This is a genomic window from Caballeronia sp. dw_19 (assembly GCF_018449515.1).
Classification (GTDB): Bacteria; Pseudomonadota; Gammaproteobacteria; order Burkholderiales; family Burkholderiaceae; genus Caballeronia.
The window spans coordinates 64,623-89,760 of the sequence record NZ_JAAVUQ010000022.1 but is presented as its reverse complement, the minus strand read 5'-3'; the positions used below and the strand labels follow the sequence as shown (position 1 = coordinate 89,760).

31 protein-coding genes are annotated in these 25,138 nt (G+C 57.9%); 18 read left to right on the top strand and 13 right to left on the bottom strand.

Translation table 11 applies throughout. The features are described from left to right. Positions 1-8 precede the first annotated feature (8 nt). From HB376_RS25755 to HB376_RS25735, 5 genes are all read right to left on the bottom strand, one after another. Entirely contained in the window at positions 9-482 is a 474-nt protein-coding gene (locus tag HB376_RS25755) for a PRTRC system protein E (RefSeq protein WP_213766553.1), read from the bottom strand. A gap of 81 nt (positions 483-563) precedes the next feature. Then, positions 564-2,249, bottom strand: a complete 1,686-nt coding sequence (locus HB376_RS25750) for a PRTRC system ParB family protein (protein WP_213766611.1) — start codon at positions 2,247-2,249, stop codon at positions 564-566. A 256-nt stretch (positions 2,250-2,505) separates the two neighbouring features. Then, positions 2,506-3,201 carry a hypothetical protein gene (locus tag HB376_RS25745; protein WP_213766552.1) on the bottom strand — a complete coding sequence of 232 codons (696 nt, stop codon included), beginning with the start codon at positions 3,199-3,201 and terminating at the stop codon, positions 2,506-2,508. 145 nt (positions 3,202-3,346) lie between these two features. Next, positions 3,347-4,321: an N-6 DNA methylase gene (locus tag HB376_RS25740; RefSeq protein WP_213766551.1), complete on the bottom strand. Its 975-nt coding sequence runs from the start codon at positions 4,319-4,321 to the stop codon at positions 3,347-3,349. A gap of 138 nt (positions 4,322-4,459) precedes the next feature. Next, entirely contained in the window at positions 4,460-4,915 is a 456-nt protein-coding gene (locus HB376_RS25735) for a hypothetical protein (protein ID WP_213766550.1), read from the bottom strand. Positions 4,916-5,506: 591 nt separating this feature from the next. Between HB376_RS25735 and HB376_RS25730 the strand changes: the two genes are divergently transcribed. From HB376_RS25730 to HB376_RS25675, 12 genes are all read left to right on the top strand, one after another. Next, positions 5,507-5,920 (top strand): hypothetical protein, encoded by a 414-nt coding sequence (locus HB376_RS25730; protein ID WP_213766549.1) that lies wholly within the window; start codon positions 5,507-5,509, stop codon positions 5,918-5,920. 24 nt (positions 5,921-5,944) lie between these two features. Further along, positions 5,945-6,400 (top strand): hypothetical protein, encoded by a 456-nt coding sequence (locus tag HB376_RS25725; protein ID WP_213766548.1) that lies wholly within the window; start codon positions 5,945-5,947, stop codon positions 6,398-6,400. Positions 6,401-6,415: 15 nt separating this feature from the next. Then, the gene (locus tag HB376_RS25720) at positions 6,416-7,114 is read left to right on the top strand and encodes a hypothetical protein (protein ID WP_213766547.1); all 699 of its coding nucleotides are present in this window, start codon (positions 6,416-6,418) and stop codon (positions 7,112-7,114) included. Positions 7,115-7,129: 15 nt separating this feature from the next. Further along, positions 7,130-7,399: a hypothetical protein gene (locus tag HB376_RS25715; protein ID WP_213766546.1), complete on the top strand. Its 270-nt coding sequence runs from the start codon at positions 7,130-7,132 to the stop codon at positions 7,397-7,399. 34 nt (positions 7,400-7,433) lie between these two features. Then, entirely contained in the window at positions 7,434-8,645 is a 1,212-nt protein-coding gene (locus tag HB376_RS25710) for a DUF1173 family protein (RefSeq protein ID WP_213766545.1), read from the top strand. 70 nt (positions 8,646-8,715) lie between these two features. Then, positions 8,716-9,216 (top strand): hypothetical protein, encoded by a 501-nt coding sequence (locus HB376_RS25705; RefSeq protein ID WP_213766544.1) that lies wholly within the window; start codon positions 8,716-8,718, stop codon positions 9,214-9,216. A 21-nt stretch (positions 9,217-9,237) separates the two neighbouring features. Further along, positions 9,238-9,825 carry a hypothetical protein gene (locus HB376_RS25700; RefSeq protein ID WP_213766543.1) on the top strand — a complete coding sequence of 196 codons (588 nt, stop codon included), beginning with the start codon at positions 9,238-9,240 and terminating at the stop codon, positions 9,823-9,825. Further along, entirely contained in the window at positions 9,822-10,775 is a 954-nt protein-coding gene (locus HB376_RS25695; RefSeq protein WP_213766542.1) for a phage Gp37/Gp68 family protein, read from the top strand. Before HB376_RS25700 ends, HB376_RS25695 begins: the two co-directional genes overlap by 4 nt. 76 nt (positions 10,776-10,851) lie before the next feature. After that, positions 10,852-11,220 carry a hypothetical protein gene (locus HB376_RS25690; protein WP_213766541.1) on the top strand — a complete coding sequence of 123 codons (369 nt, stop codon included), beginning with the start codon at positions 10,852-10,854 and terminating at the stop codon, positions 11,218-11,220. A gap of 14 nt (positions 11,221-11,234) precedes the next feature. After that, positions 11,235-11,624 (top strand): hypothetical protein, encoded by a 390-nt coding sequence (locus HB376_RS25685; RefSeq protein WP_213766540.1) that lies wholly within the window; start codon positions 11,235-11,237, stop codon positions 11,622-11,624. Positions 11,625-11,741: 117 nt separating this feature from the next. Further along, positions 11,742-12,422, top strand: a complete 681-nt coding sequence (locus HB376_RS25680) for a Lar family restriction alleviation protein (protein WP_213766539.1) — start codon at positions 11,742-11,744, stop codon at positions 12,420-12,422. An 87-nt stretch (positions 12,423-12,509) separates the two neighbouring features. Then, a complete protein-coding gene (locus tag HB376_RS25675) occupies positions 12,510-12,653 on the top strand; it encodes a hypothetical protein (RefSeq protein ID WP_213766538.1) in 144 nt (47 codons plus the stop codon). Positions 12,654-13,245: 592 nt separating this feature from the next. Here HB376_RS25675 and HB376_RS25670 read toward each other — a convergent pair. Continuing rightward, positions 13,246-13,791, bottom strand: coding sequence for a hypothetical protein (locus HB376_RS25670; protein ID WP_213766537.1), 546 nt, complete (start codon positions 13,789-13,791; stop codon positions 13,246-13,248). Positions 13,792-13,945: 154 nt separating this feature from the next. Then, the gene (locus tag HB376_RS25665; RefSeq protein ID WP_213766536.1) at positions 13,946-15,079 is read right to left on the bottom strand and encodes an integrase domain-containing protein; all 1,134 of its coding nucleotides are present in this window, start codon (positions 15,077-15,079) and stop codon (positions 13,946-13,948) included. A 1,298-nt stretch (positions 15,080-16,377) separates the two neighbouring features. Between HB376_RS25665 and HB376_RS25660 the strand changes: the two genes are divergently transcribed. The 4 genes from HB376_RS25660 to HB376_RS25645 all read left to right on the top strand — a co-directional run bounded on the left by HB376_RS25660 (position 16,378) and on the right by HB376_RS25645 (position 18,233). Next, the gene (locus tag HB376_RS25660) at positions 16,378-17,397 is read left to right on the top strand and encodes a PRTRC system protein D (protein WP_213766535.1); all 1,020 of its coding nucleotides are present in this window, start codon (positions 16,378-16,380) and stop codon (positions 17,395-17,397) included. Then, positions 17,394-17,741 carry a hypothetical protein gene (locus tag HB376_RS25655; protein WP_213766534.1) on the top strand — a complete coding sequence of 116 codons (348 nt, stop codon included), beginning with the start codon at positions 17,394-17,396 and terminating at the stop codon, positions 17,739-17,741. The genes HB376_RS25660 and HB376_RS25655 overlap by 4 nt, the downstream gene beginning before the upstream one ends. A 91-nt stretch (positions 17,742-17,832) precedes the next feature. Further along, entirely contained in the window at positions 17,833-17,973 is a 141-nt protein-coding gene (locus HB376_RS25650) for a hypothetical protein (RefSeq protein WP_213766533.1), read from the top strand. After that, entirely contained in the window at positions 17,973-18,233 is a 261-nt protein-coding gene (locus tag HB376_RS25645) for a hypothetical protein (RefSeq protein WP_213766532.1), read from the top strand. Before HB376_RS25650 ends, HB376_RS25645 begins: the two co-directional genes overlap by 1 nt. A gap of 60 nt (positions 18,234-18,293) precedes the next feature. Here HB376_RS25645 and HB376_RS25640 read toward each other — a convergent pair whose 3' ends face one another. From HB376_RS25640 to HB376_RS25615, 6 genes are all read right to left on the bottom strand, one after another. Then, positions 18,294-18,518 (bottom strand): hypothetical protein, encoded by a 225-nt coding sequence (locus tag HB376_RS25640; protein ID WP_213766531.1) that lies wholly within the window; start codon positions 18,516-18,518, stop codon positions 18,294-18,296. A gap of 102 nt (positions 18,519-18,620) precedes the next feature. Next, the gene (locus HB376_RS25635) at positions 18,621-19,712 is read right to left on the bottom strand and encodes a primase-helicase zinc-binding domain-containing protein (protein WP_213766530.1); all 1,092 of its coding nucleotides are present in this window, start codon (positions 19,710-19,712) and stop codon (positions 18,621-18,623) included. A gap of 263 nt (positions 19,713-19,975) precedes the next feature. Next, on the bottom strand, positions 19,976-20,542 hold the full coding sequence (locus HB376_RS25630) for a single-stranded DNA-binding protein (protein WP_213766529.1): 567 nt from the start codon (positions 20,540-20,542) through the stop codon (positions 19,976-19,978). 10 nt (positions 20,543-20,552) lie between these two features. Further along, the gene (locus HB376_RS25625; protein ID WP_213766528.1) at positions 20,553-21,362 is read right to left on the bottom strand and encodes a hypothetical protein; all 810 of its coding nucleotides are present in this window, start codon (positions 21,360-21,362) and stop codon (positions 20,553-20,555) included. Positions 21,363-21,370: 8 nt separating this feature from the next. After that, positions 21,371-21,808 (bottom strand): hypothetical protein, encoded by a 438-nt coding sequence (locus tag HB376_RS25620; RefSeq protein WP_213766527.1) that lies wholly within the window; start codon positions 21,806-21,808, stop codon positions 21,371-21,373. 108 nt (positions 21,809-21,916) lie between these two features. Continuing rightward, positions 21,917-22,198 (bottom strand): hypothetical protein, encoded by a 282-nt coding sequence (locus HB376_RS25615; protein WP_213766526.1) that lies wholly within the window; start codon positions 22,196-22,198, stop codon positions 21,917-21,919. 527 nt (positions 22,199-22,725) lie between these two features. On the opposite strand from HB376_RS25615, the gene HB376_RS25610 reads away from it, so the two are divergent. Both HB376_RS25610 and HB376_RS25605 read left to right on the top strand, forming a co-directional pair. Continuing rightward, entirely contained in the window at positions 22,726-23,424 is a 699-nt protein-coding gene (locus tag HB376_RS25610) for a nuclease-related domain-containing protein (RefSeq protein ID WP_213766525.1), read from the top strand. Positions 23,425-23,825: 401 nt separating this feature from the next. Beyond that, positions 23,826-25,064: a hypothetical protein gene (locus HB376_RS25605; RefSeq protein WP_213766524.1), complete on the top strand. Its 1,239-nt coding sequence runs from the start codon at positions 23,826-23,828 to the stop codon at positions 25,062-25,064. The last annotated feature ends 74 nt before the right edge of the window (positions 25,065-25,138 follow it).

Genomic DNA, 25,138 nt, shown 5'->3' with positions numbered 1-25,138 from the left:
GAATCACCTCAATCGAAAAGAGAGGAAAGGTCGGTGCCTTTCGGCGCGGCTTCTTCGACGGCGGCCGGAGGCACGACAGCGTTGCTTTGCTGATCGTCCTGGTCACCTTCTTCAGCCGCGTCGGAATCATCATCGCTACTCTCAGATGACGCGCTCGGCGCGGGTAGCGCTGGTCTGCCGCCCTTGCCCAGCGTCTTGGTTGCCTTGGTGACTTGCGTCTTTTGGGCAGCCTCGAGGATCGCGGTCGTAACCGCGACCTGTTCCGCTAACGATGCGTGAGCACCGGTATAGGCTGCGAGGTGTTCGACAAAGGCCGCGTCCAGTTCTGCAGCGCTCGCAGTCATCGCGAGCGGCTGCAGCATCGCAGCATCTTTTGTCGTGCCTTGCGGCATGACGAAGACCACGATTTCATCGCCTTTTTTCTTCAGCGTGAGCGTGATCTTTTCGCACGTGTTCAACAGCGGTTCGAGTGCTACAAACATAGGAACTCCATAAAAGAGAAAGGACCGCCCAAGGACGGTCCAAACAAAAGGGATACTGCTTTTCGATGCGCCGAGGCGCGGTCAGAATTTCAGAACTTTCGGGAGCTTGCCCTCGTAGCTGAAGCCCTTGACGGCTAACAGCGCGTCGATGACTTCCGACTTCGGTTTGGCGAAGACTTTTTTAAAGGTCTCGCCGAGCGCCGCGCGGATACCGAGCTCATCGGCCACCACCATCATTTCCGATTTCGTGATCAGTTCCAGAAACTCCTTGCAGAGCTTCCAGTGCAGACCCAGATCGAGCTCGTGGTGCTTGCAGAGTTGCGTCAGGTAGTTGACTTCCAGCCCCTCGATGGCGGCAATGGCGATACCCACCATCGCTTTGTCGAGCGTGTCTTCCGGCGCCGCCTGTACAGCCGCTACCGACTTCGCGACGTCCATCGTGGGAATCCGTTCTTCCGTCATCTTTTCCCAGATGCCCGAAAACGTCTTGTCCTCGATGCAGCGCGCGTTACCCGACAGCACAATGGCAATCAGGTATTTACGCGCCGTGGCCGGATCTCTACCGACTTCCCGACGCAGCGACTTGCGCCAGAGCGCAACCCGATACGTCTTCATCTTGTCGGACTCGGACACCACGGTGACCGATGGATTGGTCGAGGGCGACGCCGTCGACGCGGCACCAGCAGTTTTCGCGGCCGGTTTGCCGCCCGCAGCCGCGCCCTTGGCCGCCGGTGACGCCGGCTGCTGGCTCGCAGCTTTCTCAGCCTGCAGGCGCGCTCCGACCTTCTTCATATTGCAGACGGTATCGAAGCACTGGCCCTTGTAGACCTTACCCAACGAATCGGGCAAGCCGCTCACCGCAGCGCCGTAGTTCTGGCACGCATGGCAGGCGATCGCCTGTTCGGCGCCGACACCTCTCGGGCCGTCAACGGCGAGCTGCACGCGGGTTTCGTTGTCACCTGCGCGTACGATTCGCACGGCCGGGTATTCGTCCCGCAACCCCATCGAAACCGAATCAAGTTGCTTTTCGGTCTTGTCGTTGTAGCAGGTGCGATTGGTACAGTTGCCCGTGCTGATCGACTCACCGAACATCTCGCCCTGATTGGCCGAGTTGTGGTGACAACCTGCGCAATCAGTCTTGTCGAAGATCGCCGCGGAGAGCGAGCATGCGACTTGTTCGATCGTCTTCTTGATCTCGGGAATCGACTTGTCTTCCTTGATGATCACAGGCAAAAGCTTGTCCTGAGTCTCCTTCGGAAGCGCGGCGAGCAGTTCGGCATGACCGAGTTTGATCGTCCGGGTGTTCAGCGCATCCAACACCGCATTGCTGCAGTTCATCAGTGCGAGTCGCGCCTCAAGCGTCGAGAGCGACCAGCCAATGATGCGTGCTGCCTCTTCGCGGTCCCCTTTGCAGATGCCCACTTGTTCGGCAGCCGCAGCCGCTTCTTCGGACGGCGCCATGTTGGCACGCTGCACGTTTTCGATTAGCGCAAGCTGCTTCGCTCCGATCTCATCCGCTTCCGTCAACGTGATCGGGATTTCATAGTCCTCGCCATAAGCGGTCATTGCCGCTCTGTAGCGCCGTTCGCCCGCGACCAGGATAAAGACACCTTCCGCATCCACGCGCACGCTGATCGGCTGAATGACGCCCGTTTCCTTCACGGATGCCGTCATTTCAGCCATCTCAGCCGGATCGAAGTACTTACGGGGGTTGTGCCGCACGACAATAGCCTTCAGCGGCAAAGTCGGTTGCTTAAGCGACGGCATAGCCATCACGAGTGCTGTGCTAGCCGGTGATTGTTGCTCGACAGCAGTTTGCATATGCAGGTCTCCAAGGAGGGAACCTGCCCCGTCGGGAGAGGTTCCCGAAGGGTTGAACAGAAAAAATGATGGCCGAACGAGGTCCGGCCTTGGGTCGATGCGTCAGAGACGCAGGTGATATGCAGAAGATACCGAGTTAGCAAGCTCGCTTTGATGCTAAAGCTCTCGAATTCACCCCGTCTTTTAATTTGGGCGCGGCGATTTAGATCCAGATCGGTCGTTTCTCCCCGTGCCTCGCGTCGATCGGCGCCCCTCGGTTCCACGCCCGCCTATGCAAGTCCACGATGTCTTTGGCCATCTCCAACGATTCCTTGCCCGAAAAGTGCAGTTCGACCGGCGCGGCCTTTGGATCGTCGTTCAGCGAGACCAGTAACGTCACGTCGCGATAACCCGGCGAATCGGCGTATCTCACATACCTCGCTTGATATCGCTCTACCTCGATGGGCGCTGGTGCAGGTTTCGGGCGGTTATCCAGATTCCAGCTCGCAATCATCCGCTGCCACCGCACCTGCCCGCCTGGGAAGTATTGGTGAACCTCGACCGCCGGCCGGCTATCGAGCCGCAAGACGTTGAGACAGTGCTCAAGCAAATCCGAATCCAGAGCCCGAAACTCGGTCAGGTCGAAAGGAAAATCTGTCCCGTTGTATAGGCCGGCCAGGAATCGTGCGATGACGGGCGATTGCCCTGTGTCGCTCTCGGCGACGCGTAGGAGATACTCGAGCGAGTCCAGCCCCTGGTCCTTATCCTGCGCCCTCAATTCCGCCGCCCGCTGACTGGCAGTTTTGCCGCCGCGCGCATTCGTTAGAAATTCGGTGGTGGTCTCGAGAAAACCCTCGACCAGATGTTCCGGGACGTGCGTCGTAATGGCCTGCGTCTTGGGCCGTGGGGGAATCGTCATGGTGGCTCACGTAGAAGGTGCGACCGCGCGGCATAACTTGCCGGATCTTGCACTCAATTCTGCCACCATCCTGGACGGAGACGATTTTCTAGGCGCACAGGCAAAAAAACCCGGCACGCGGCCGGGTTCGAACAAGGGGCAATACTTAAAACAACGCAAGCTGGTCGATCTTCGTGAAAAGCTTCACCGTCGGCGTTTCCTCATGCGCCACCGTTTCGATGCACGCTATATCGTCTACCACGACAGGGTCCTCAATCACCAGATCGCCGTCGCTGTAAGGATAATCGACATCCGATGCAGGGTGTGGGTCAGATCGAGTTGGCTCGGCCACAGGCGTGTCGAGCAACGCTTGCGCCTGAGACTCGGCCTCGCGTCTGCGCAGCTTCCACTTCCAACCACCCAAGACGTGAGCCGGCGTGTACCACATGCCCCATACATCGAGAGAAAGGGCGTTTCCATGCACGACCACTGCCGGAATATGCAACAACGATAGCTGGATATACGCCATGTGAACGCAGCAGGGGTCAATATCAATACACGTCGCATGCATCGTCTGCTGATAGTTGTGCCCTGCGTCGTTTAACGAGTCTGCCACGGCGATCACCATCCCCCCGGCGCCGCATGCGGGCTCCTGAAGGCGGATGAACCCGTGATCACGTACCGCTGGGCCACCGTCCCCGATCGTCATCATGGCCATCATGCGGGACACGTGGTAGGGCGTGAAGAATTGCCCTGCCCTCGCGTTGCCCAACTCCAGCATCATGTAAGTCTCGCCGAGAATATCAGTCAGGCCTGAAGTGGCCGCGCCCGCGGATGCTGCCTTTCGCATCATCGCCACGCGAAGCTCGAACGACTCTGCAAGCTCGGCAAACATTTGCGGGAAAAGCGCAACTTCCTCCTTACTGTATTTGCGCACGATGTCCAGATACCGCTTTTCACGCGGATCAAACTGCGTGCGGTCTACTGCGTTGCTGATACTGATCGCTGCCATCTCTACAAAGTCCGCGAACACGGTGTGGGTGTGGTGACTATGCGAGAACTTCTTGATCATTGCGATCAGATTGCGCTGATGTTGGTCGGCGGTCTGGTCGTGTTTTTTCTCTGCACTTTTGCGGCTCATGATGAAACTCCAGAATAGAAGCGCGAGCACGCTCCCGTAGGGGCGTGCCCCTACGGGATAAAAGATGAAGATCGATGTGGCTAGCGAGGTGCGGCGGTGAAAAGCAACGCGGTGCTAGCAGGGATAGGCAGATGCCCCTTAGGAAGCTTCGGAAAGCTCGCGTAGTAACGTCGTGTTGGTCAACGCTTCGTCACAAACGTATCGTGCGAAATCGGCAACATCCAGCTGCTCTATCCGCGCTTGCATTTCCTCGACGTCGTCGGTAAATGCGTCTGACGTGTAATTGTTCGGTGCGTATCCTCCCAAGGCCAACGCGTTATAGCCAACGGCCGACAAACTCACAGCCACCGCGCCAGTCGCTCCGCCATTTACGGCTGAATCCAGCAGTGTGAAATCCAGACTAAGGACGACGATGTCGTCCGGCCGAACGAGGTCAAGACTCATGCGAAACTCTTCGTCACCTCCCTCGACGATTTCACTCAGCCCGAAAGCCGTCTTTTCAGCGAGGAGCCTTCTGATGTGCTCCAGCTTGAGGGTCATCAGCGGTTTGGCGCGGTTCCAATACGTCAGATAGTCGTGCTCTTGCGTGTTCATGCGTTTCTCCAATAAAAAAGAGCAAGCGCACGCCCGCTACGGAGCATGCCCCTGCGGGATAGAACGGATCGAAAAGGTGTGGTCGAGCGAGTAGCCAGGACTCGCTGAGGTCGATGCGCGAGACGCGCGGTAGAGCTGTCTACTTTAATTCGCTGTCGGCCGGCGCTAGGCTCCAATGCTATCCAAATCTATAGCGCTTTCGCTCCGGCAGCTTCACCGACTACGCTTCGGTCGATCGTAAAAAGTTGTCCACAGATTTTTTGGACAGACTTGTTGATAAGTGGAGACTCGGCCCGCGTGGTCGGGGCTTGAGTCGCGATCGCCGATGTTGCATCAACGAGGTCCTTAGACCTCGTGCGTTCAACATGTTGAAGGCCATAACCCAGAAAGCTCGCGAAAACCATATCGCTTTCGAGCCTTGGGTTACCGGTTGTCTTCGCGAACGGCCTTTGCCACGCGCAAGCACCTGAGTCTGGAAAGAGCACTGATTTCGCGTATGTTTCGCGGCCTTACCGTATCCGGTTCAGCCTGAGAATTCGTGAAGCACTCGCGCGCAAGCGCGACCCCCTTCAACGAACCGAACGCGCGCCGATGAAAACCCAGCAGATCCTCGCCGTCGCAATCCTCGTGCTGGCCAGCTTTGCCTCCATAGCGTCGATCGTGATTCTCCCCGGTCAGATGGGCAAACAGCAATCCGTCCCGCCAGTCATCATTGGAAGCGCCGTTGTTGCACAGACCAACGCTCTGCTTGAAATCGCGGGTTCGCTGCCGACCGACGTGCGCTCCGCTGTGTTGCAAACGTACGGCTTCGCTTCGGTGAGCGCGCTCGAGCAAAGCCTCCAGGCACAACGCGCAGAACTCGCCGACGCTGAGCAAACTCGATCGGTAGAGATCCAACGAACACAACGCACTACGTTGGTGTTACTCGCGCTCGCCACATTTACTTTCTTCGCGTCTGCCTGCGGCGCCGTCATGTTGGTCAGTCGTATTCGAACCGGTACCTGATACATAGCCCTCACAACCCTTCCCATGAAATCAACTCGCGTTCTCGCCTTCGTTCTTCTAGCGCTCGCAAACCTCGGCGCGCTCGGTTCCTTTTTCGTTCAAGTCAATCTGATGCGCCGGGAATCCACCCAGTTGGCAACGCTTGCAGAGACCGTCTCTTCTGTCCGGCGCGGCACCGTCTACCAGATCGCGATGGAGCTGCCATCCGACATATCTACCCGGGTTCTTGCAGCGCAAGGCTTTTCGTCAATGTCGGCCCTACAAACAGGCGTTGATGCCGACCGTGTGCGGCGCGCGCAGATGGGCCGGGAGACAGCCGAGGCGTTCAATTCCGTCACCGTGCATATAGCGCTCCTGGTTCTCTGCTGCTTGAACTTCCTCACGGCTTCCGTAGGCGCACTAGCTTTGCTGCGCCGTCCACCAACATCCATCCCACCGGCAGCCGTCAACACGAACGCCCTGTCAAAAACGCGTATTTAAAATGGAATTTCAATTATGAAAAATTTGCTATCGCCCTCAGAAAACTGGGGCACCGTCGCACTTCTTTCGGGACCTGTCGCGATCGCTGCAACGCTCTTGTACGGGAATCCCGAACGCTTTGTCTGGATAGTCGCGGTAACTATCGTGCTGGTTTCGTCGCTACTCGAACTATCGCGGCGAATGGGCATACGCAGGCTGCGCAAGCGCGTTGAAGCTGCTGACAACTCTACGTGGATCATCTACGTGAACGATGTCCGCGCAGGCACGATCAAGGACAGTGACTACGCCCGGGCCAAGCTGGATGCATGGCTGAGTCCTGGCAACTACTTGTCCCAGGCAAGCAACTATTTGCGCGTTGCTCTGCTTACCATCGGTCGCGTAGGCATCATCGTGCCCTTGGTCTTCGTGTGGTTACTGGCGCTCAGTGCCTATCTGGATCCAGATAGCGTGGCGCACCTGGCGGCACAGATGACGAACACCAATGCAAAGACGATCGAGGCTTTCGCTCAGCTTTGGACGAGCATTTCTATGCTCACACTGATCATCGTGACCGTCGTCCTGCCGTTCTTCGGAATCAGCCTCGGGCACGTAGACCACTTCGTGCGCGATACACATCGGCGAATCCGTCACTTAATCAATACATCGGCTGACGGCCGCGTCGAGGTTGAACGCGAAGCAACGCCCTCGGAAGCATCATCGGCGACCTTAAGCTAGGCCGAGAAGATGCACTTGCAGATTTCTTTTCACGACTGCACGCAGCGCCCGGCGGGCGTGCGAGCCGGCGCAAAGCCAGCAAAAGGATTGCCCGATAGCTGGCTGGATGCCGTGGTCGGCGTGGGCGCGGTCAAATCACGCGCCTACGCCGCACCCGGAATGCTGTCGCGCACGACAGTCGCCTTTGCGAGCCACGCGCACGGCGAGCAGTTTTGCATCACCGTGCGCCAGATTTCCAATCTGCTCGGAACGCGCGCGGACATTCACGAAATGCCAGCGTGCTGATCGCGCGAGGCACAACTCCCATTTGGCGGCGAAGATGCCCATTATTTCGTTCGATGGAAACAACATAGCGCTCGAAGACGTTCAGGACAATCCCGCTCGCTACGCAACGCGACTCGGACGAGCGAAGGTCGTTCCCGGCTATGCTGTTTGTGGATGCATGCGACCCGTCCCGGGTCGCCCTCTTCGATTGGTAGTTCGTCGTCACGGCACCGTCTTCCATCTTGCGCGCTGGCCAGACGAAGGGCCTCTGCACAATCGCGATACCTGCCCTTTCTTTTCCGATAAGCCCTTGCAGAGCCAAGGCGGCCCAGATCCCGACGACGCCATCCGCATCACGTCCGACGGGCTCGACGTCAAACTGGATGTGTCCTTCAGTATCCGGACTGCGGGGGCCGTCACTCGACGTCCAGGCACCGCCGGCACCGGATCACACTCGCGAAAGGCGGCACCGCTCCTGGCGTTCCTGCAACGCCTGTGGCTCGATGCTCGGCTAAACCACTGGACAGGCGGAGCACACCGCAACTGGGGCACCTGTAACGCTCAAGTGTTGGCTCAACTCGGTGACGGCAAGATTAACGGCAAGCCGACGCAGGACGTGGTTCATGTGATGCGCCTTTACGAGAAAGACGCCGCCGCGACGATCAAGGTGGAATTCGACGCGTTTCTTGCCCGCGTTACGCGCACTGACGCCGCCACCGAGCGCGGCATCGTCATCGCTGAATTGAAGTCGGTAGAAAAATCCAAGTACGGTTTCGCTGTAAAGATCCGCCAGACCTACGAAACCTTCTATGCTGCACCGGAGATCATCGATGCGGCCGCCAAGTCGTATCGCCACGCGTGGCCGCAGATCGGCAAATCTGATGCGCGAGTCGTTGCCGTCCTAGTCATCGAGCGGACAAAAGACGGCAACCTCCGGATCGTCGACCTGGCCGCGCAACTGTGCAGCCGCGCTTTCATTCCATGCGATTCGAGCTATGAAGTTGAAATGGCGAATCGACTGGTAGTTGAGCGTCGCCGTTTCGAAAAACCCATGCGCTTTTCCGAAGCGGACGAGGTGCTCCCCGACTTTATTCTGAGCGATACATCCCCGCCAGCCTTTATCGAGGTCTACGGAATGGAATCGAACGCTCAGTACCTCGCGCGCAAGGCAGAGAAGCAGGCGATCTACACCCGCAAGCAAACACGCGTCGTTGAATGGACGCCGCCCGCCGATATCAACACGGTGTCCCTGCCTCGAGCGACTTGACTTCGCCATTTCGCTGCTAGCTTGGAACGGTGCGCTCAGCCGGGCGCGCCTTTCCGAGGAACCAACCGCCATGGATGATCGATCATTTCTGCTTAGGCGTGCCATCGCTCGTCCGGCCGATTGGCAGATGCGCTATCCAGCTCTCACCTGCGCCACCACCAACGCGACCGCGGATGAACGCCCCAAAGAGATCGTGGTCGCAGCTGCTAATGCCAGCCGTATCCGCATGGTCTTTTTCAGTTCTCTCGGCTCAATCCTCGACGTTCAGGTTTCGTGGAAGGAGCTTGCCGACGCTCAACGCTGGTTTCAATTTGCTCTGCGCTGGAGCCGCTGGTGGCTTCCCGAACAGCGGTCACTGACAGCCATCATTGCAGCGGCGGGTAGCCCGGCCGACTCGCGAGTACTGAAGCTGCCGCTCGGCGACACCTTCACGCGGGACGAATCGTTCTGCGAGTACCTCGATACCGTCGAGGCCTTTTATCGGCGCAACCTGCCGACAGCCCTCGCGCTAGCAACCTGGGATGTAGATAGCGTTCGCCGCGAAGAAATCACTCTTCCCGAGCAACCGTAAGATCAAAAAGGAGTGAGCACAGTGGATACGCAGCGAAAAGCTTTTCCCCTACAGCTGCACCTAGCCGGTTCCGAACTGCTACATGCACTTGAGCTTATCGCCCCGGACGCGTTCAAAGATGGCTTCGATCGGAACCATCCACAGCTATTGGATGCGATCGTAATTGCCAAGACCGAAGCGCCACCCAACGAGTTGAGCGTCAGCACTCACCGTGTCGTCGGATGGTCGGCGGCGGCACAATGCCCAAACGAATTAAACGATGCCCTCGCCGAAATCGCCCGACTGAACGCGATCATCAACACGCCTCAAGCTGACGACTTTATCCGGGCCGTGAGTATTGAGGCCGAGCATCAGCGTCAGCGCTGGAGCGAGAAAGGTGACGCAGGTAAATCGCCAGCCGATTGGTTTTGGCTCGTGGGCTATCTCGCCGGAAAGGCACTGCACCAGCACGCGGACGGAGACCTCGCGAAAAGCGAGCACCACATCACCACCACCGCTGCGGCGTGTGCGAATTGGCATCGCGCGCTGTTCGGAAAAACCGACATGCGACCGGGCCACGAAGAAGGGACCGGCCGCAGCGTTGGTAGCGGGACGAAGGTCCAATCATGAGCGAGAACAGCAGTATCGAATGGACCGATCACACCTTTAATACCCACTGGGGTTGCAGCAAAATCAGCCCCGGCTGCGATGGTTGCTACGCGCAAGCGCTCGCTAAGCGCTTTGGCTATGGTTGGGGCGACGACGCACCGAAGCGCGAGTTCGGTGAAACTCACTGGAACGATCTGATTCGATGGGATCGCAAGGCGGCTGCCGATGGCGTGCGACGCCGCGTCTTCACGAACAGCATGTCCGATTTGTTCGACAAGTTTGCGCCGGCCGGCGTGCGCGAGCGGCACTGGCAGTTCGTTCAGCGGACTCCAAATCTCGATCATCTGCTCTTGACCAAGCGTATTGGGAACGTGCGCAGCATGGTGCCGGCCGCATGGCTCGAACCGGGTGGCTGGCCATCGAATGCCTGGATCGGCGCAACAGTGGTGAATCAGGAAGAGGCCGATCGCGACATTCCGAAGCTGCTGCAATTACCAGCGCCGGTGCGCTTTCTGTCGGTGGAGCCGTTACTTGGTCTGGTCGATCTGTCGAAGGAGTGGCTCGTACCCAAGTCGGGCGGAAGGTATTCGTTCTCGTCGCTTCCAGACGAATATCGGACCAGGTCCGTCGACCTTCTCGATTGGGTCATCGTTGGCGGAGAAAGCGGCCGCGGTGCGCGCCCTATGCATCCTTCGTGGGCACATGCTCTACGCGACCAATGCGCAGCCGCGGGCGTGCCATTTCTGTTCAAGCAGTGGGGCGAATGGCAAGTCACCAACGTGGTCGCCGGCGGCGATCTTGGCGCAGACATACGGCGCGATATGGTGCGCATCGTTAAAGCGAACGGGCAACCCGACGGACATTTTCGCCGCGGAGATGTATTGATGCGCCGCGTCGGGAAGAAGGCGGGGGGAAGGCTGCTGGCCGGCCTTCAACACGACGGGTTTCCGACGGGCGGACGAGCGGCATGAGTACTCGACGACGCTCTCGGCGCTCGAGGTATGCGATGCACAGGCTCGAACTTCGCCGTAGTCAGGGCGCGCACCGATGAACAATATCTATCCACTTCGTCGGATCCGCATCACGAAGGACGATCGGACGTACCGCCCTTCCGAATGCACACATCGGCACATAAAGCTCGATTCCCGCGGTGGAATCGTCACCTGCTCCGATTGTGGCGCGGCGCTGTCGCCATTCTGGGCGCTCACCATGCTAGGCGACCAGTACGCCCTAGCCTTGTCTAGCATCGACTCCCTGCAAGTACGGCTCACCCAAGCCAACGAGCGTATCTTGCAACTGGCGGGGCAGCTCGATGCCACCCGCGCGCAATCGGAAAAGCTACCTCAAAGCGTCGCGATAGATGACTTGACTCACAGCCTGCCCGTGATCCAATCAAAAGACCAACACGAGTCTTAGCGAGGGGAGGGAATATGAAGCGGAAGTTTCAGTGCGGCCACACCGGGAAAGGTCAGTTTTGCCATGCGTGCGCAGCGGCGCAGGCAGTCAAAGCGAACGAGCAACAGGAACGACAGGCTAGACGCGAAGCCAAGCAACTGGCCGCAGCTTCCGACGGCATTGACCTCTCCCCCGTCAATCACCTTAAAGCGGTCCAACGAGAGGCGCGAGCTCTTCTCGAAAAGGTCCGCAGCGGTACCCATCCCTATGCGCTGCGAGGCAAGCCGCTGAAGGCCTCCGCCGGCGCCGTTCTCTCTGTCCCCGTGGGACTTTCCTACCGCATTCTGTTCGACGCACCGACGCTCGCGCCGTTGCGGATCGTGAGCCATGAGGACTACAACCTTCTGGCGGACCGTCGAGCCTGATCGCAAATTCGATCCCATTGCCCGACGAAACGTTTGCGCAACAGAACTGTTTTGTTTTGGCCCCTTCTTATCATCCGGCATAATTCGCGCGAACACTCTCCAATTTTGCGCGCATCCATGACCGACGAACTCTTTCCTTGTCCCCACTGCAACGGCCCATTCAGGATCGGGTATTCGCAAAGAGTCAAAGCGACAATCGGCGAAAAAGGGTTCGACTACTCCAGGTATGGGCGCAATTTCGAAGGCCCGCCCGTGCTCGGAGACACTGAGCATCGCCCGCCCAGTGCCCCTCAAACAGAACGTCTCGTCTGCATCTACTGCCCCGATCCCGATTGCGGCATGCAAACGCCCTGGGTTCCGGTTGGCGAGGACGAGGACGCTGCAATGACCAAGGCAGGCAAGATCTGGAACAGGCGAGTCAATAGGCCGCCAGCAATCGAAGGAGATCTGCTCGACATGGTTCGGAAAGAGCTATCGGTTCTCGATTCGCCGTTCGTGATGGACCTGCTCGCGCGCAACACGGAAGATTGGGAGACTCGTGGACCTTTGTTTTCCATGCTCGCGCAGAAGATCAGCGACAGCACGATCAACATCAGCGACTTCTGGCCCATCGATCCCATCTTGCATGACGCATCGCGTTATCGCCGACTCGTGCAGCATGTCAAGTTCATCTACATCGACGGCGTGGAGTCCGTGCAGTTTCCGCGCATCGCAGCGCACCCGGGCATTGAGCATTGCCCATTTGAAACCCGCATTGCGGCTGCGGTCGACGATCTTCCGCCGCGAAACGCTTGGTAGCCGTTTGGGGTTGCTTGACTTCGCGTTGCGATTGGCAAACTGATCTTAGGCCATCAACTCGGCATGGCCTCAACCCAGGAGCCACCCATGTCCCCGATCGCATTCGTTCGTCGTCTGTTTTGCCGTCGCGAAGAAGTCGCCTTTCCGCTCGCAGTGTTTGTCTTGCTCTGCATGATCGTTAGCTGCCACGCAATGACCGATCCTCGCCTTGCCTGGCTGGCAGGTCGGTAGACGAAAGGTCTTTTTGAGATACGTTTTGATGCAACGTGGTTCACGCGCTGCAATATCTAGGAAAATCGTGCGGATCGTGCGGATTTAGATATTCAGAAAATCGAGTCCTAAGCAATTGAAAACAAAACACTTTCATCTATTTTAAGGGTCAATTTTACAGTCCAACATGTTGAACGCTCCGCGGGGTGCGATTTTGCGCATATTCGTTTCGCTTTCTCCGGGAGCACCCATTGTGGGCGGACCTCGCTGCTTTAACGTTGTCAAGGACGGCTTGCCGTCCGCACTCTTATCCTCTGCCTGAAGGAAGAGGCTTGCACTCGGTCGAACCGGCAAGCGAACTCTTCCTAGTTCGCTTGCCTTTGCTCAAGCCGCCGTTTTCGTAGCCAATAGGCGATAGAGCGCCCGGCGCGAGATACCAAGTACTACCGCCGCGTGGCTCTTGTCTCGCCGGCCGCCACCAACGCCGAGGAAGCCTCTTGCGGGCTTACCGTCGGTCTCTCGCGTTGTCCGCTTGCGTCGCCGATTGCATCAGCGCCTCAGCAGCGATCGACACAATGATAGGAAAGGTCAAAGCGGTTTTAGGGTGCTTTCGTCACTTCCCGGCGTTTGCGACACCGTCTTTCGCCCGACTAATAAGCGCCGCAATATCAATGCGCCGAAATACGCTGGCAAGGGACGCGGCAATCCGAGATAAAGAGGCGCCATCCAATATGTATAGCTCGCCGGCCACGTACACAGAACCGATATCCGTCCATTCCGCACCCGCAGCGCTCAACGCTTCCAGGTCAGCTTCGATGGCACGCTCTAGATCAACCTGAACAATGTCGCTGAGGTAGATACCCGAGTTTGAATTCGAGTCCGCAAACCAGGGATCGCTTTCGATATGAATCTTAAGGCTCTTCAGATCGTCGTCATCCATGGTCGCTGTTACGAAACCCCACGTAGTCCGGATTCCCCTACGCGTGCCTGCAAAATCCGCAATCTCTTTTGCATCGGCTTGCTCATCGCTACGCAGGTTCTCGAGCTCTGCCGCGCACACAGGTGGCGTCACCAATGGCCACGCTGAAAGCGATGTGCGATCAAGGCCGAGCGCAATAATGTCGGCTAATTCCTTGTTCGTGTAGATACGGTCTTCCATTGCTACGACCTCTTAATTTATCGAGTTGTAAATGTGAATGAACTGCCCTGCTTGATGAGACAAACTGCCGTTACTCACGCGGCCCGGCGCCAGAACACCTGCACCGTCCGATGGTTGCTCTTACAGATCCGTTCGCCGACCATCCCGAAACAGATCAATTCATTTGAGCCAATAGCCGATAAAGCGACTGTCGAGAGATACCCAAGGCTGTCGCTGCGTGACTCTTGTTACCCAGCGCCTTCGCAAGCGCCGCATCAGCTTGCTCGAGCGTCACTTTCGACGTCTGCTTTGCTGCCTGAACCCGATGGGTCGAAAGATACGCATTCGCTTTCGACGCACGACTATGCCCCGCTGCCTCCACGACACGCTGCATCGCAGCGCGATGAGTGTCGCGGTCCGCCCGTTCATCCGAACCTTTCACCGGTGCCGGAACGCTCGTTATCCGCTCGTACATTTGTTGGAGGTATTGGTGTCGGAGTCCGTGACTCGTTACGCCAAGCCCCTTGTCCGTGATTCCGTGGTTTTTCAACACCCGGTAATAAAGATTCCGCCACTGCTTCTTCGTCAACCCGTGCCGCATCGTTGTACCGGTATAGGGATTCAAGAGACGCGCGGCTTCTTCGAGGACTGCATACTTCAATTCAAGCGGAACGACGCGCGCGCGACCGCCTTTCGTTCCATGCGAAACGTTCAAAAAATCCTCGCTGCGCACGGCATCCTGCGGCCTCAGCATAAAACTCTCTTCCACCCTCAGGCCGAACGCCGCCTGCAACTTGAGTTGGACTGCAACGTTGGCGTCCGTGCGACCCACCTGTTCGATGACCGCGACCGCGTCGACGCCATTGCCCTCCCACGACTTATCTTCGAGCGCCACGTAGGACCTGACCAATCCATGCTCTTCGCGATCGGCGTAGTCACCAAGTGTGCCGATCATGTTGAACTTTCCCATCCACTGGGCAAGCGCACGCAGGTACGTCAACTTGTTTTCTATCGTTCCGCCCGTCTGCCCTTGACGGACCCAGAGATCAACAAGGAATTGCACGTGTTTTGTTTTCAGGGACTGCGGGTATTGCAGCGGATGCCCGTTCTTACGCAATTCTTCGAAGGCCTTGCAGATCGCGCGCGCCCGGAACTCTTGCGTCTTAATCGATAAGGACTTTTTGCTGATCCGCGTGTGACTGTGAACCTGATCGACGTGGTCTAAGAGAAGCCGCTCAAGTGCGCCCTTGAAATCCGACGGCAACTGATAGCCTCGAAGTAAGGCTGATACATTCAAAATCGCAGCCACTGATCATCCCTCTCCAAATCTCGTGCATGCAGCAGCGCGCCAAGCGATCCCTGCACGCAAGATTAAATACGTGGTCACTGACCACAGCCCGCCTTCTGTTTTGCGCGCTTCGCGAGAGTCGGTCGGGAGCCTATCCCCGTCGCTCGATCGCGCTGCGCTTGCGTACCCCGCCGGGCCGTACCTTCCTGTCCTTTAGCGATTCCATTCGATCAACCCAACACGTGGAAGAAACGTGTTCGACTGTCCTGCTGCCTGCTGCCGATCCATTACGCTCACGCGTACAGATCGCCTCCTGACCTGCCGCCACCTCCGGATCCGCGAACCGGCCCCGCCATTGCGGAAACCACTGTCGCTGATGCGGCCGTGCGCTGCTGTCGTTGGTCGAGTGGTCGAGCATCACGCTCTTCAACCCGGCTATGCGGCTGCTACGGCTACCGCGTCGGCCTAGACGCATCCATCTGCGTCGTTGCGTGCTATCGCGATTGCGATCAGCTACACCGTTCGGTCACTCGGTAATGCTTTTTGCGCATTTCTTTTTACGGCTGCGCCTACCGTTCGTCTTCCGTACAGGGACGAGCTATGCCTTGTGGATCGCTCGTTCCCCCACCCTTAAGCACGTTCACTTCGCCGCTGTGTATCGGGCTTCGTGCAACGCGCTCAGCTTCGTATGCTTAAAGGGTGAGTCCATGCGCATTCGAGCGACGTCTTTGTGGTGTCGATTACTGTCCGACTGTCCGCAAACACAGCGTCTCAATGCGCTCATAGGGGCTGAACTGCCCGCAAACCCAATGGATATCGCCTGTCCGTGGTCCTCAATGTAGCTCACGGTGCTTTTGATTTGATTCAGAAAAAGGCCGCATCACTGTGCGGCCGTGGACAAGAGGGAAAAACGCAAGGCATGCGCCTTCCCTTTTCATACAACTTCGTGGTCGATGCGCCTGTGGCGCGGTGTGTAAAAGCGAGGATATAGCGACATGCCCTATTTGGGGCTCGCGAAAGATCGCTGAATGTACTGAGCTTTCGGTGCCTTGACTTCTCCCTGCGCTCGATACAGTGGTCCTCGTAGCAATCGTCGTTGTGGCAGTTATCTGACAGATATCTATCAGATAACTGCTGCTTCGAATAACGAAGCATCGAAGCCGAGCCCCGTATCTGTCAGATAACTAGCAGATAACTGTCAGATCCAAATGAGGTTCGAAAACGGGTGCATCGTTGCTGCCACTTATCTAACACTTGAGTATCAGATATCTGTCAGATGCGCTGACGGTCTCTGACCTTCGCTCAATCCGGAGAGTATTTTGAAAGCATCAGTTTTCGCAGCAGACGTCGGATACGGCAACACCAAAAGCGCGTTTCGCTTGGGCTCGGATATCGCCACACAGATGTTCCCATCGCTCGCACCGCTTGCCGTCAGCGATGCAGTCTCGGGATATGGACAAGGCGTATTCGCCTCCCGAAAAGTCGCACCGATCGAGGTGGACGGCACCACCTACGAAGTCGGCCCTGGTGTCGAACTGTCCTCCGCATATGGCAACGCTGGCCGCACGTTGTCGGAAGATTTTTGCCTCACGCCAAACTACGCTGCGCTGCTCGGCGGATCGCTGCACTTCGCCGGCATGACCGAGGTTGACCGTATGGTCCTCGGCCTTCCCGTTCACAGCATCACCAAGTATTCCGCGGATCTGCGCGACCGGTTCACGGGCACGCTGAATTTCGGTCACGGCCCCGTCCGTGTCGGCAGCGTGAAGGTCGTGCCGCAGCCGCTTGGCTCACTGGTTTCCTTCTCCGAGTATGGCGGCGATCGCTTCGACCGCGAGAATGCGCACCTGGTCATCGATGTCGGATACTTCACGACCGACTGGGTGGTGGCCAGCGGCTTCACGATGATCGATCGCCGCAGCGGTGGTGCGCCAGGTGGCGCCTCGCAGATCTACCAGCGCATCGCGTCGTTGATATCAAAACAGGAAGGTGAACCGACCGACGACATCGAGCGCATCGACAAATGCTTGCGGGAAAAGAAACCGCTGCTGTTCTACGGCAAGGACGTCGACCTACGCCCACTGCTCGAACAGTCGCAGGCGGTGATCCTGTCCACGGTCAAGGACATGCAGAACAAGGTCGGGCGGACGGCCGACCTGCGCTCGATTGTGCTGACCGGTGGTGGCGCCGCGCTCTACGAACCGGCCATTCGAGCAGCCTTTCCCCGCGTGCAACTCGATGTCCTCGATGCACCCTGCTTCGCGAACGTCAAAGGCTTCCTCATCGTGGGAGAAGCTACCTTGGCGCGCGAGCGTAAGCAGGCAGGAGCGATTGCGTGACGGGCAAACTCGACATCAAGGTAACAATCGATGAAGAGATGTTTCCTGATCTATACCGCAGGCTGATAGAGATTCCCAATCCGCGGGCGCGGGCTGGCGTTTTCAAGCGGCTTGCTGACGATCACGTGCGCGGCGTCGGCAGTACCGTACCCGGTCCAGAGCCGGGGCCACCCATCACGCGATCGCCGTTCGAACAGGAAGCTGAAAATCCAACGAGAGGGAGTGTGGTCGTCGAGCGTGCGGCCACGCGTGATTCCACAGCAATCGATGCGAAACCGGCCCTCAATGACGCACTGAACCGCTTTCAGGTCGATGCAATTGCAGACCAGTTTGCAGGGTTTTAGCGCTGTAAGTGCGCATGCTTGACTTCGCGCAGGACCTGCCAAGATGGGTTATCGGCATCGGGATTCGGTGCCTTCCCTAAAGGAGCTTCACATGGAATTTTTCGATTCGCTGATGCAACTCGATTGGACACGCGCAGCGCGATTCTGGCTGCTGGTTGGCGCCGCAGTCGCGGCCTGGAACACCGCCGTGTTATTCGGCCGCGCATTTGCAACCCACCGTGCGAGCAAGTAATGCAAGAGATCGCCGTTGCACTTTTCAATCGCTTTATGGCGCTGCCCTTTGTGGTTCGCCGCGGGATTCTCGGCGCAGTGTTCTACCTGCTCATGACCGTGAGTTTTCTCGGCTTCGGATACTCGGATGCCGGCAAGTGGATGACGTTGGTGTTTTTCGCAGCGTGGTCGTGGGCGTGGAATGTCTGGAAGCTGTACGTCTTGTTCGCGCAGGGCTTCTGGGTCTTCATGAAGTTCTGGAACGTTTTCCTGCGCCGCTGATGACGCGTTTTATAGGGGCGAAAAAAAACCCGGCAAAATTGCCGGGTTTTTTCTTCACGCTTAGTGCAGCAGGATTTCTCCCTTTGCACCTGCAATTCGCTGCACGCAATACGTGACAGCGGTTTCAAAGGTCAGGCCTCGTCGCGCGCGCTCCACACTACCGGCCTTCCTGCGTTCGAGTACGTCGAACTCTTCTGCCTCCGACTTCGAGACCGGAACAGATCCGTTCTTCCGACCCGACGTGGCAATGATTTCAAACCGACCCACCTTGACGCTGAAGCTCATTTCCAACTCCCCTAAAGGAAAAGCCCGGCGGAATGCGGCCCCGGCGGGGACGAATCCCCACCGGGTGGTTTAAAAAATATGCGCGAGGAGAACCCCGCGTAATCAAGCAGGCAATGCAGATCGATCGCTGATCCCACGCCGAACGGCTAACGCCGGTGCTGCTACCACCGCATGCGATGCAAACCATTCGTCGGCGAAGTCGGTTTCCCTTCTTTTCGGACGGTGAATGATCACGGTGTAGCCTTCGGCGCGCAGACGTTTTGCTAGGTGCAATGCTGCTGCCATGCCAGGAGACTGCTTCGTGCGCTGATCGACGGCATCAAAGTCGGCGAAGACGTGGACCACGCGAATACCCAAACCTTCGGGCACCACGAAGTCCGCCAGCAGAATGCGGTTCAGGCAATACCAGACCGGTACACCGAACTGCATGTGAGCGGCGTAGGCCGTCTCCAGCCCTTCCGCCACACCTATCTCGCCATTGACCGGGTCCATGAGCCGTACGGCACCGCCGTTGAGCTTGTTCAAGGCCAGGTCGTTCAGCTTGGCGTCGAGGATCTCGCCGTCAGCGGACACGATCGCGGCCTTCTCCGGCCGCGACCGCTCGAGGAACGTGCGATGCAAGGTGCCGAGCCGTCCATCTGGCAATGTGAACCGAGCAAGAATCCCCGGCCACTGTCCAATCACCTTCTTCTCGTGCCAGTAATCCAGCATGCCTAAGCGCAACGCAGCCGATGGCTGTACTGATAAGCCCGGCACGCGCGCCTGAAGGTAGCGCGACGCTAGGTCGCCCCCCGACAATGGCAGCGCCCGGTCCCAAGAAGAATTCAGCTTTGCGCTAATCCACTGCGCATCAGCTTTCCTCTTCGGTTTGGCCGCACTAACCGGCATGTGCGCAGCACGCGTGCGTGCTTCCGCAAGCGTGCCGCCCTCGAGCTCAACCATCAACTCGAAGAACGTGATGCCGGCGACCTTCCAAATCAATTCAAGACCGTCGGCCGCTTTGGGGTTGCCCTTGTCGCACTTGCGGCATACCCAATCGCCGCGGCCGCGATTGTTATCGTAGGTGAAGCGGTCGTTTCCGCCGCAGATCGGACATGGTGCAGCCTTGCCAGTCAGCGCGCTTTGCGGCACTCCATACTTCTGGAGTAACGCAAGCCACTGAGCCGGCGACAGCTTTAAGTCCTTAGCATTCATATGTCACTCCAGTTTAGGAAGTGGGTTGAGGTCGATGCCTGAGACAGGCGGAGAAGCCGTGCTCAAAAAAGCGGTCCGGGCGCACGAAGGCGCGGAACGGCTTTTTTCAGCAAGGGGCGTTACTCAAAAGGCATGCGCGAATGCGCTATGAAGCGGAAGAAGTCAAACAGGAGAAGGGAGAGCGCCGCCCGGCGCATCCGAAATGGATGCGCTAGACGACGAAAGGTGAGGTTATACGGGAGCGACGGTGAGTACGTTCGGGATCAGATCAGTGACCACGCTGCGCGTGCATAGACCTGACGAAACGGAATATCGTCATCCATGTCTGCAAAACCTCCGCCACCGCCATAGCTACCACCTGTTGGTGCCGCCGGTTGTGCCGACTGCGCTGGCTGAGAAGGTCTACGGCCAGCCGGAGCGCGACTGGTTGAACCCGTACGATCATGTGCATTGAAGTCATCGCGTTCGCCGGAGCGCTCGCTTCTGTCTCCGGAGGCACGATTGCCCAACATCTGCATCTGTTCGGCCACGATCTCGGTTGCGTACTTTTCGACGCCAGCCTGGTCCGTGTATTTGCGCGTACGGATGCGGCCTTCGATGTACACCGACGAGCCTTTCTTCAAGTACTCGTTCACGATCTCCGCGAGCCGGCCGAAGAACGAAACACGATGCCACTCGGTCAGCTCCTTCATCTCGCCGGACGTCTTGTCCTTGAAGCGATCTGTCGTTGCCAGTCGAATGTTGGAAACAGCGTCACCGCTTGGGAGATACCGCGTCTCTGGGTCCGCGCCGAGATTACCAACGAGGATGACCTTGTTTACCGATGCCATATAAAGCTCCTTAAGATTTCTTCTTGATTGACCATTCCCACTTGTCCCAAAGGATCTGCCGTCCGGTTGCGTCCAACTTCGGATGGCCCTGGTCATCGACAGCCGGGACCTTTATCTTTCCGAGTCGCCGAACCTCGACCTGATCGCCAATGCTCGCGCTGACCTCCGCTATTGCGTCCTTCAAACCTTCGCCCTGCAGGTCACGCCTGCTGGTACGCGTCTGAAGCGTGAGTGCAAAAGAATCGTAGGTTTTGCCCGGGCACTTGCGATCGGGGAAAGTCTTCTCCCCCCACTCGACAATGCGTCCATAAGTAGCGCCTTCGTGACGATGCTGTTCGCGCGGCTCATTGAAACGAGCAGGGCTTTCCGGCACCGCGGGTTGGCTGACGGGCGAGCTATGGACAACCGCCGGTTTCTCACTGAAGCGAGGACCGCTTTCCTTTGCGATGTCGGCTCGACGAGGTTGTTGCCCCCCGGCCTGGATCGCGTTCACGACTGCTTGCGTCATTGAACAACGATGCTCCTCGCACATTTCCCAATGGGGCGTCAAAGACGGAATGAGCTTCATCCCGCACGTCGTCTCTTGCAGGGCGTACTCGAATGCGGGCGTGAACTGCACCACGACATCGCCCTCATCACGAAACAGCACGGGCATACCGTCGATAGTCACGTGCCGCTCATTGGCACCACCCTGCCCGACTACGGCGGGTTGCGCCTTTGCGGGACGAGGAGAAGTAGGTTGTTGCGCTTGCGCGCGAGCATCAGTGGAAGTTGACGCAAAGATGCCACCGAACAGGCGACCAAGAGTTGAATTCAACATGGCCGCTCCTACAGCAACGTGCCGAAGCAGTTACGACGCACCTCTTCCATATCACGCTTGAGCAGCGGATTGTTAAGGATGATTTCTTGAAGAAACTCGGGATCGACGCCGTTGACGCGGCACACATAGTCGTAGGACACGGCACCATTCCAGAACTCCATGATCCAGCCGAGGGTCGCCCTGTAGTCTGCCATCTCGAACCGAGCTTTCTGCTTTGGCCTGAGGCGGTCGCTGAGCAGGACACAACAGTCCATCAACGACTCGGGCATCTTGTCGCCGCGCCGACTATCTGTCGCCAGGTCGATCAGTGCGTCTGCCATCTGGTCGCGAATGTCCTGACTCCAGTCAATCGGATCGGGAAGCGGGTCCGGCTTGGGAGGTGTGACGACGATTGCAGCTTCGCCGCCGAACATGTCGAGCTGCCATGCAGCCACGTTCGTTTGCATGAGATTGCTCCGTAAAACGGAAATCCCATGCCCCCTGAACGGGATGGGTTCCCGTTGGGGTGAAGGTGCTGGACCTCCCGAGGGAGATCCAGCGATGACGGCGTTCGACTAATCGTCGGTGCCGGTTTTTAAAGGAATCACAACCGCAGACTTTGCGTATTGACGCTTCGGAACTGCGGCTTGAATCGGTTGCGGCTGCGGTGGAACTGCCGCCGATTGAGACGGCACCGCAGCAGCCGGAGCGTTCTTCGCGTCAAGCGGAGCACTATCCGACTTGGCTTTCGAGATCTTTTTCTTGATGTACGTGCCAACAGCGAGCATGACGAAAATCGCAACGAAGAAAGACTGCGCAGCGAAGTAAAGAAGAAAACTTGCTGCAAGCAGCTTCAACAACAACTTCGGTGAAAATTCGAAAGAGTGATCCGGCATTTTTCTCTCCAGAAAAATTAACGCACAAGGGGCTGGCTAGATGAGGTCTAGCGATTTCGATGCTCGAGACGAGCAGGGAAAGCCGGCGCGCGGAGAGGCGCTTTCGTCACGACTCAGAGCAAGACGTGGCGAAAGCGTTCGGCGGCCAAAAAGAGAGACTGGATGGCGAAGCGCGCGGAAGGCGCGCACGGCGAGAGCCGAGTTTTCGCGGATCGATGCGTGGGGAACGCGGGGATAGACACAGATTACGCGCGTGGCAGGCGCACGTGCGCCTCAATGCTCACGAAATCACGGCCGCTTTCAATCGCAATGGTTCTTTGGCGCACGGCGGATGTTCATCGCAAAAACCGCTTCAGGTGCCCTTCGCTCCAACATGTTGAAGGTCAAAACCCAGAAAGCTCGCGAAAAAACGAAGCTTTCCGGGTTGCGGTGTCTTGACTTCGTTTTAGAGCTGACAGGCTGTGCTTATACCTACAGCAGGAGTTCTCATGTCCTTTTCGTTCATCGTCATCGCAGCGGGCGCCCTCTATATCGCTTGGCGCGGAACCCGAAAAAGTCGACGAGCAGGTCGCAATCCGAACAACAGCTCGGTCCTGCCGCCCACCCGAGCCCAGCAATCCGGCGAACTCGGCGAGCAGCGTACACATGCGGCGCTGCTCGAAGTGCTGCCTCAACTCTGCGGCCAGGATTTCTACCTGCACGAGGGTGCGCTCATCGTCGAGCACGCACCGGGGACGGCCTTCCCGACCGCGGAGATCGACCACCTCGCCATTACCCCGTTCGGCGTGTTCGTCTTCGAGACCAAGAACTGGTCCGGTCACATCTCGGCGTCCGAGTCTGATGACCGGCTGGTTCGGACCATGTTCGATGGCACGCGCGAGCTTCGCAAGTCGCCGCTCGCGCAGAACCGCTCGAAAGTCGCGTTTCTCCGAAACCAGTTGCCGCCCTTCTGGCCCGTGAGTCACGCCGGTGTCTTTACGGCCGAGAACGTGGCGATTGACCCGACCTTGCCCCTCAACCTCATCAAGGTGGCCAGCCTCGCGCAATGGTTGCGCACCGAGCGCCAGAAGTTCGGCACCAGGCGACCTGTGGACGTCCGGCGGGCTAAAGACGGTGTGCTCATGTACGCCGATCTGGCGCCCGGCGCGATTGAGCGTCATCAAGAACGCGTACGCCTCTCGCCGTGATCCCTACCAATTTCTTTCGAAAAATTTACAATTACCCTAAATTTCTTCGAAGGTTGGCCGATAAGACGACTGCTAGCCAAAAAAGCCGTGGCTTTTTCTTGGCCTTTCGCCGGGTGCGCAAAGTACTGCGTTATGGACTATGCGCAAACCTGATCGATCTCGCAATCCACGCCGTCAGCCCACGTCGAGCACGTTTGCCCAGGGCACCGCCCCTGGGCCACGACGGTATGCAGGACTACTTGTGCGATAGCCGCGAGCACGCATGTGTGCGGCGAAAGCTGCATGAAAATCGCAGCCTTTCGGCCCGCTCCGCCTCGAATGGCGGCGTAATCTGGCCATCAACGGGCGATCTGGTCGTCACCCTTCGACGTGCCGAACCTAAGTACTGGAGAACATATTGAATGAGTAAGCCGCAGAAGCACCTCGCCGTTATAGAGACGAAGTCGCTCGATAGCGACCTCGAATTTGATTTCGAGCTTCCAGACCCGGCCTCTGCTTCAGCAGAAGTTTTGCTGAAGACAGCGCATGACGTATTCGGCACGACTAATGCCGAGTTTATTGGCAATGTCGTGCATGCCGCGCTGCAAATCAAGGCATCACGCGATCGAATCACGCGTGAATTGATCCTGCTGGGCGCTCACATGTACGAGATTTTTAACCTCGCGCAGACCGAGCAGATTACTGACCATGGCGATACAAGGGCCGTGCGCAACCGTGCGGCGCGCAATGCCTTTGATTTCATCCAGCAGGCTTTCGCGCTCAAGCGTAGTTCGACGCGCCTCTACATGAACTGCTACAGCAAGTTTTCCGATAACTCGGATGCATTGGATGTGCTGAAAATCAGTGAGTTATCGCTGCTGCTCAAGGAGTCCATTACCGACGAGGACGTTGCGGTAGTCGTGGAAGCTCGCAAGGCAGACTCGAACATGACGCGGGCCGAAATCAGCGCGTTGATCAAGAGCCGTGAGCAGTTGAAGGCCCAGCTGCGAGTCAAGGACGATAGCCTCGACGCCATGGAAACCGAGGTCGCCGCGAGCGTGGGCAAGGCAAGCGACTTCGAGCGCGAGAACCGTCGGCTGCAAGAAGAAATCCAGACGCTCAAACGGGCCCAGGCCGCGCGTAACGAAGAACTCGCCCAAGCTCATTCTGACGGTGCTCGCCGCAGCGCGTCCATGTCAGCCATGCAGAAGACTGTGTCGGACCTGACGAATGAAGTCGGCCGGCTCACGGCACAGATCGCCGAGCACGAGTTGGCTGGGCCAAAAGAAATCCAGGTAGAGAAGATCGTCGAAAAGATGCCCGACGGCATCGTGAATATGGAAAACGCCATACGAGCCAAACTCGACGAGTTGGCCGCCGCCAAAGAAAAGCTTGCCGCGGCGGAGAACGAGTACCAGACCCTCGAAGAAAACAAACGCACGCTGCGCGCAGAGATCGATGCGGGGGCCAAGGCACAACGCCAACTCGACGAACTATTACAAGACTGGTCCAAGTTTTCGGCGAATTTCACGTTGACGCAGCTTGCGGTCCTGGCCGATGGCGATACCGTCCGGTACCGACCCACGTTTCAGGCACTGGTCGACACGGTACAGAAATTTCTCGCAGAGATCGAAGCGGCCGCCAACTTCAAGCAAGCCTGATCGAGCCACTGGGAAAAGGGCCGCGCGGAATGGGACCCGCGCGCGTCCAAGGCACACGACAGACGAACAAACCA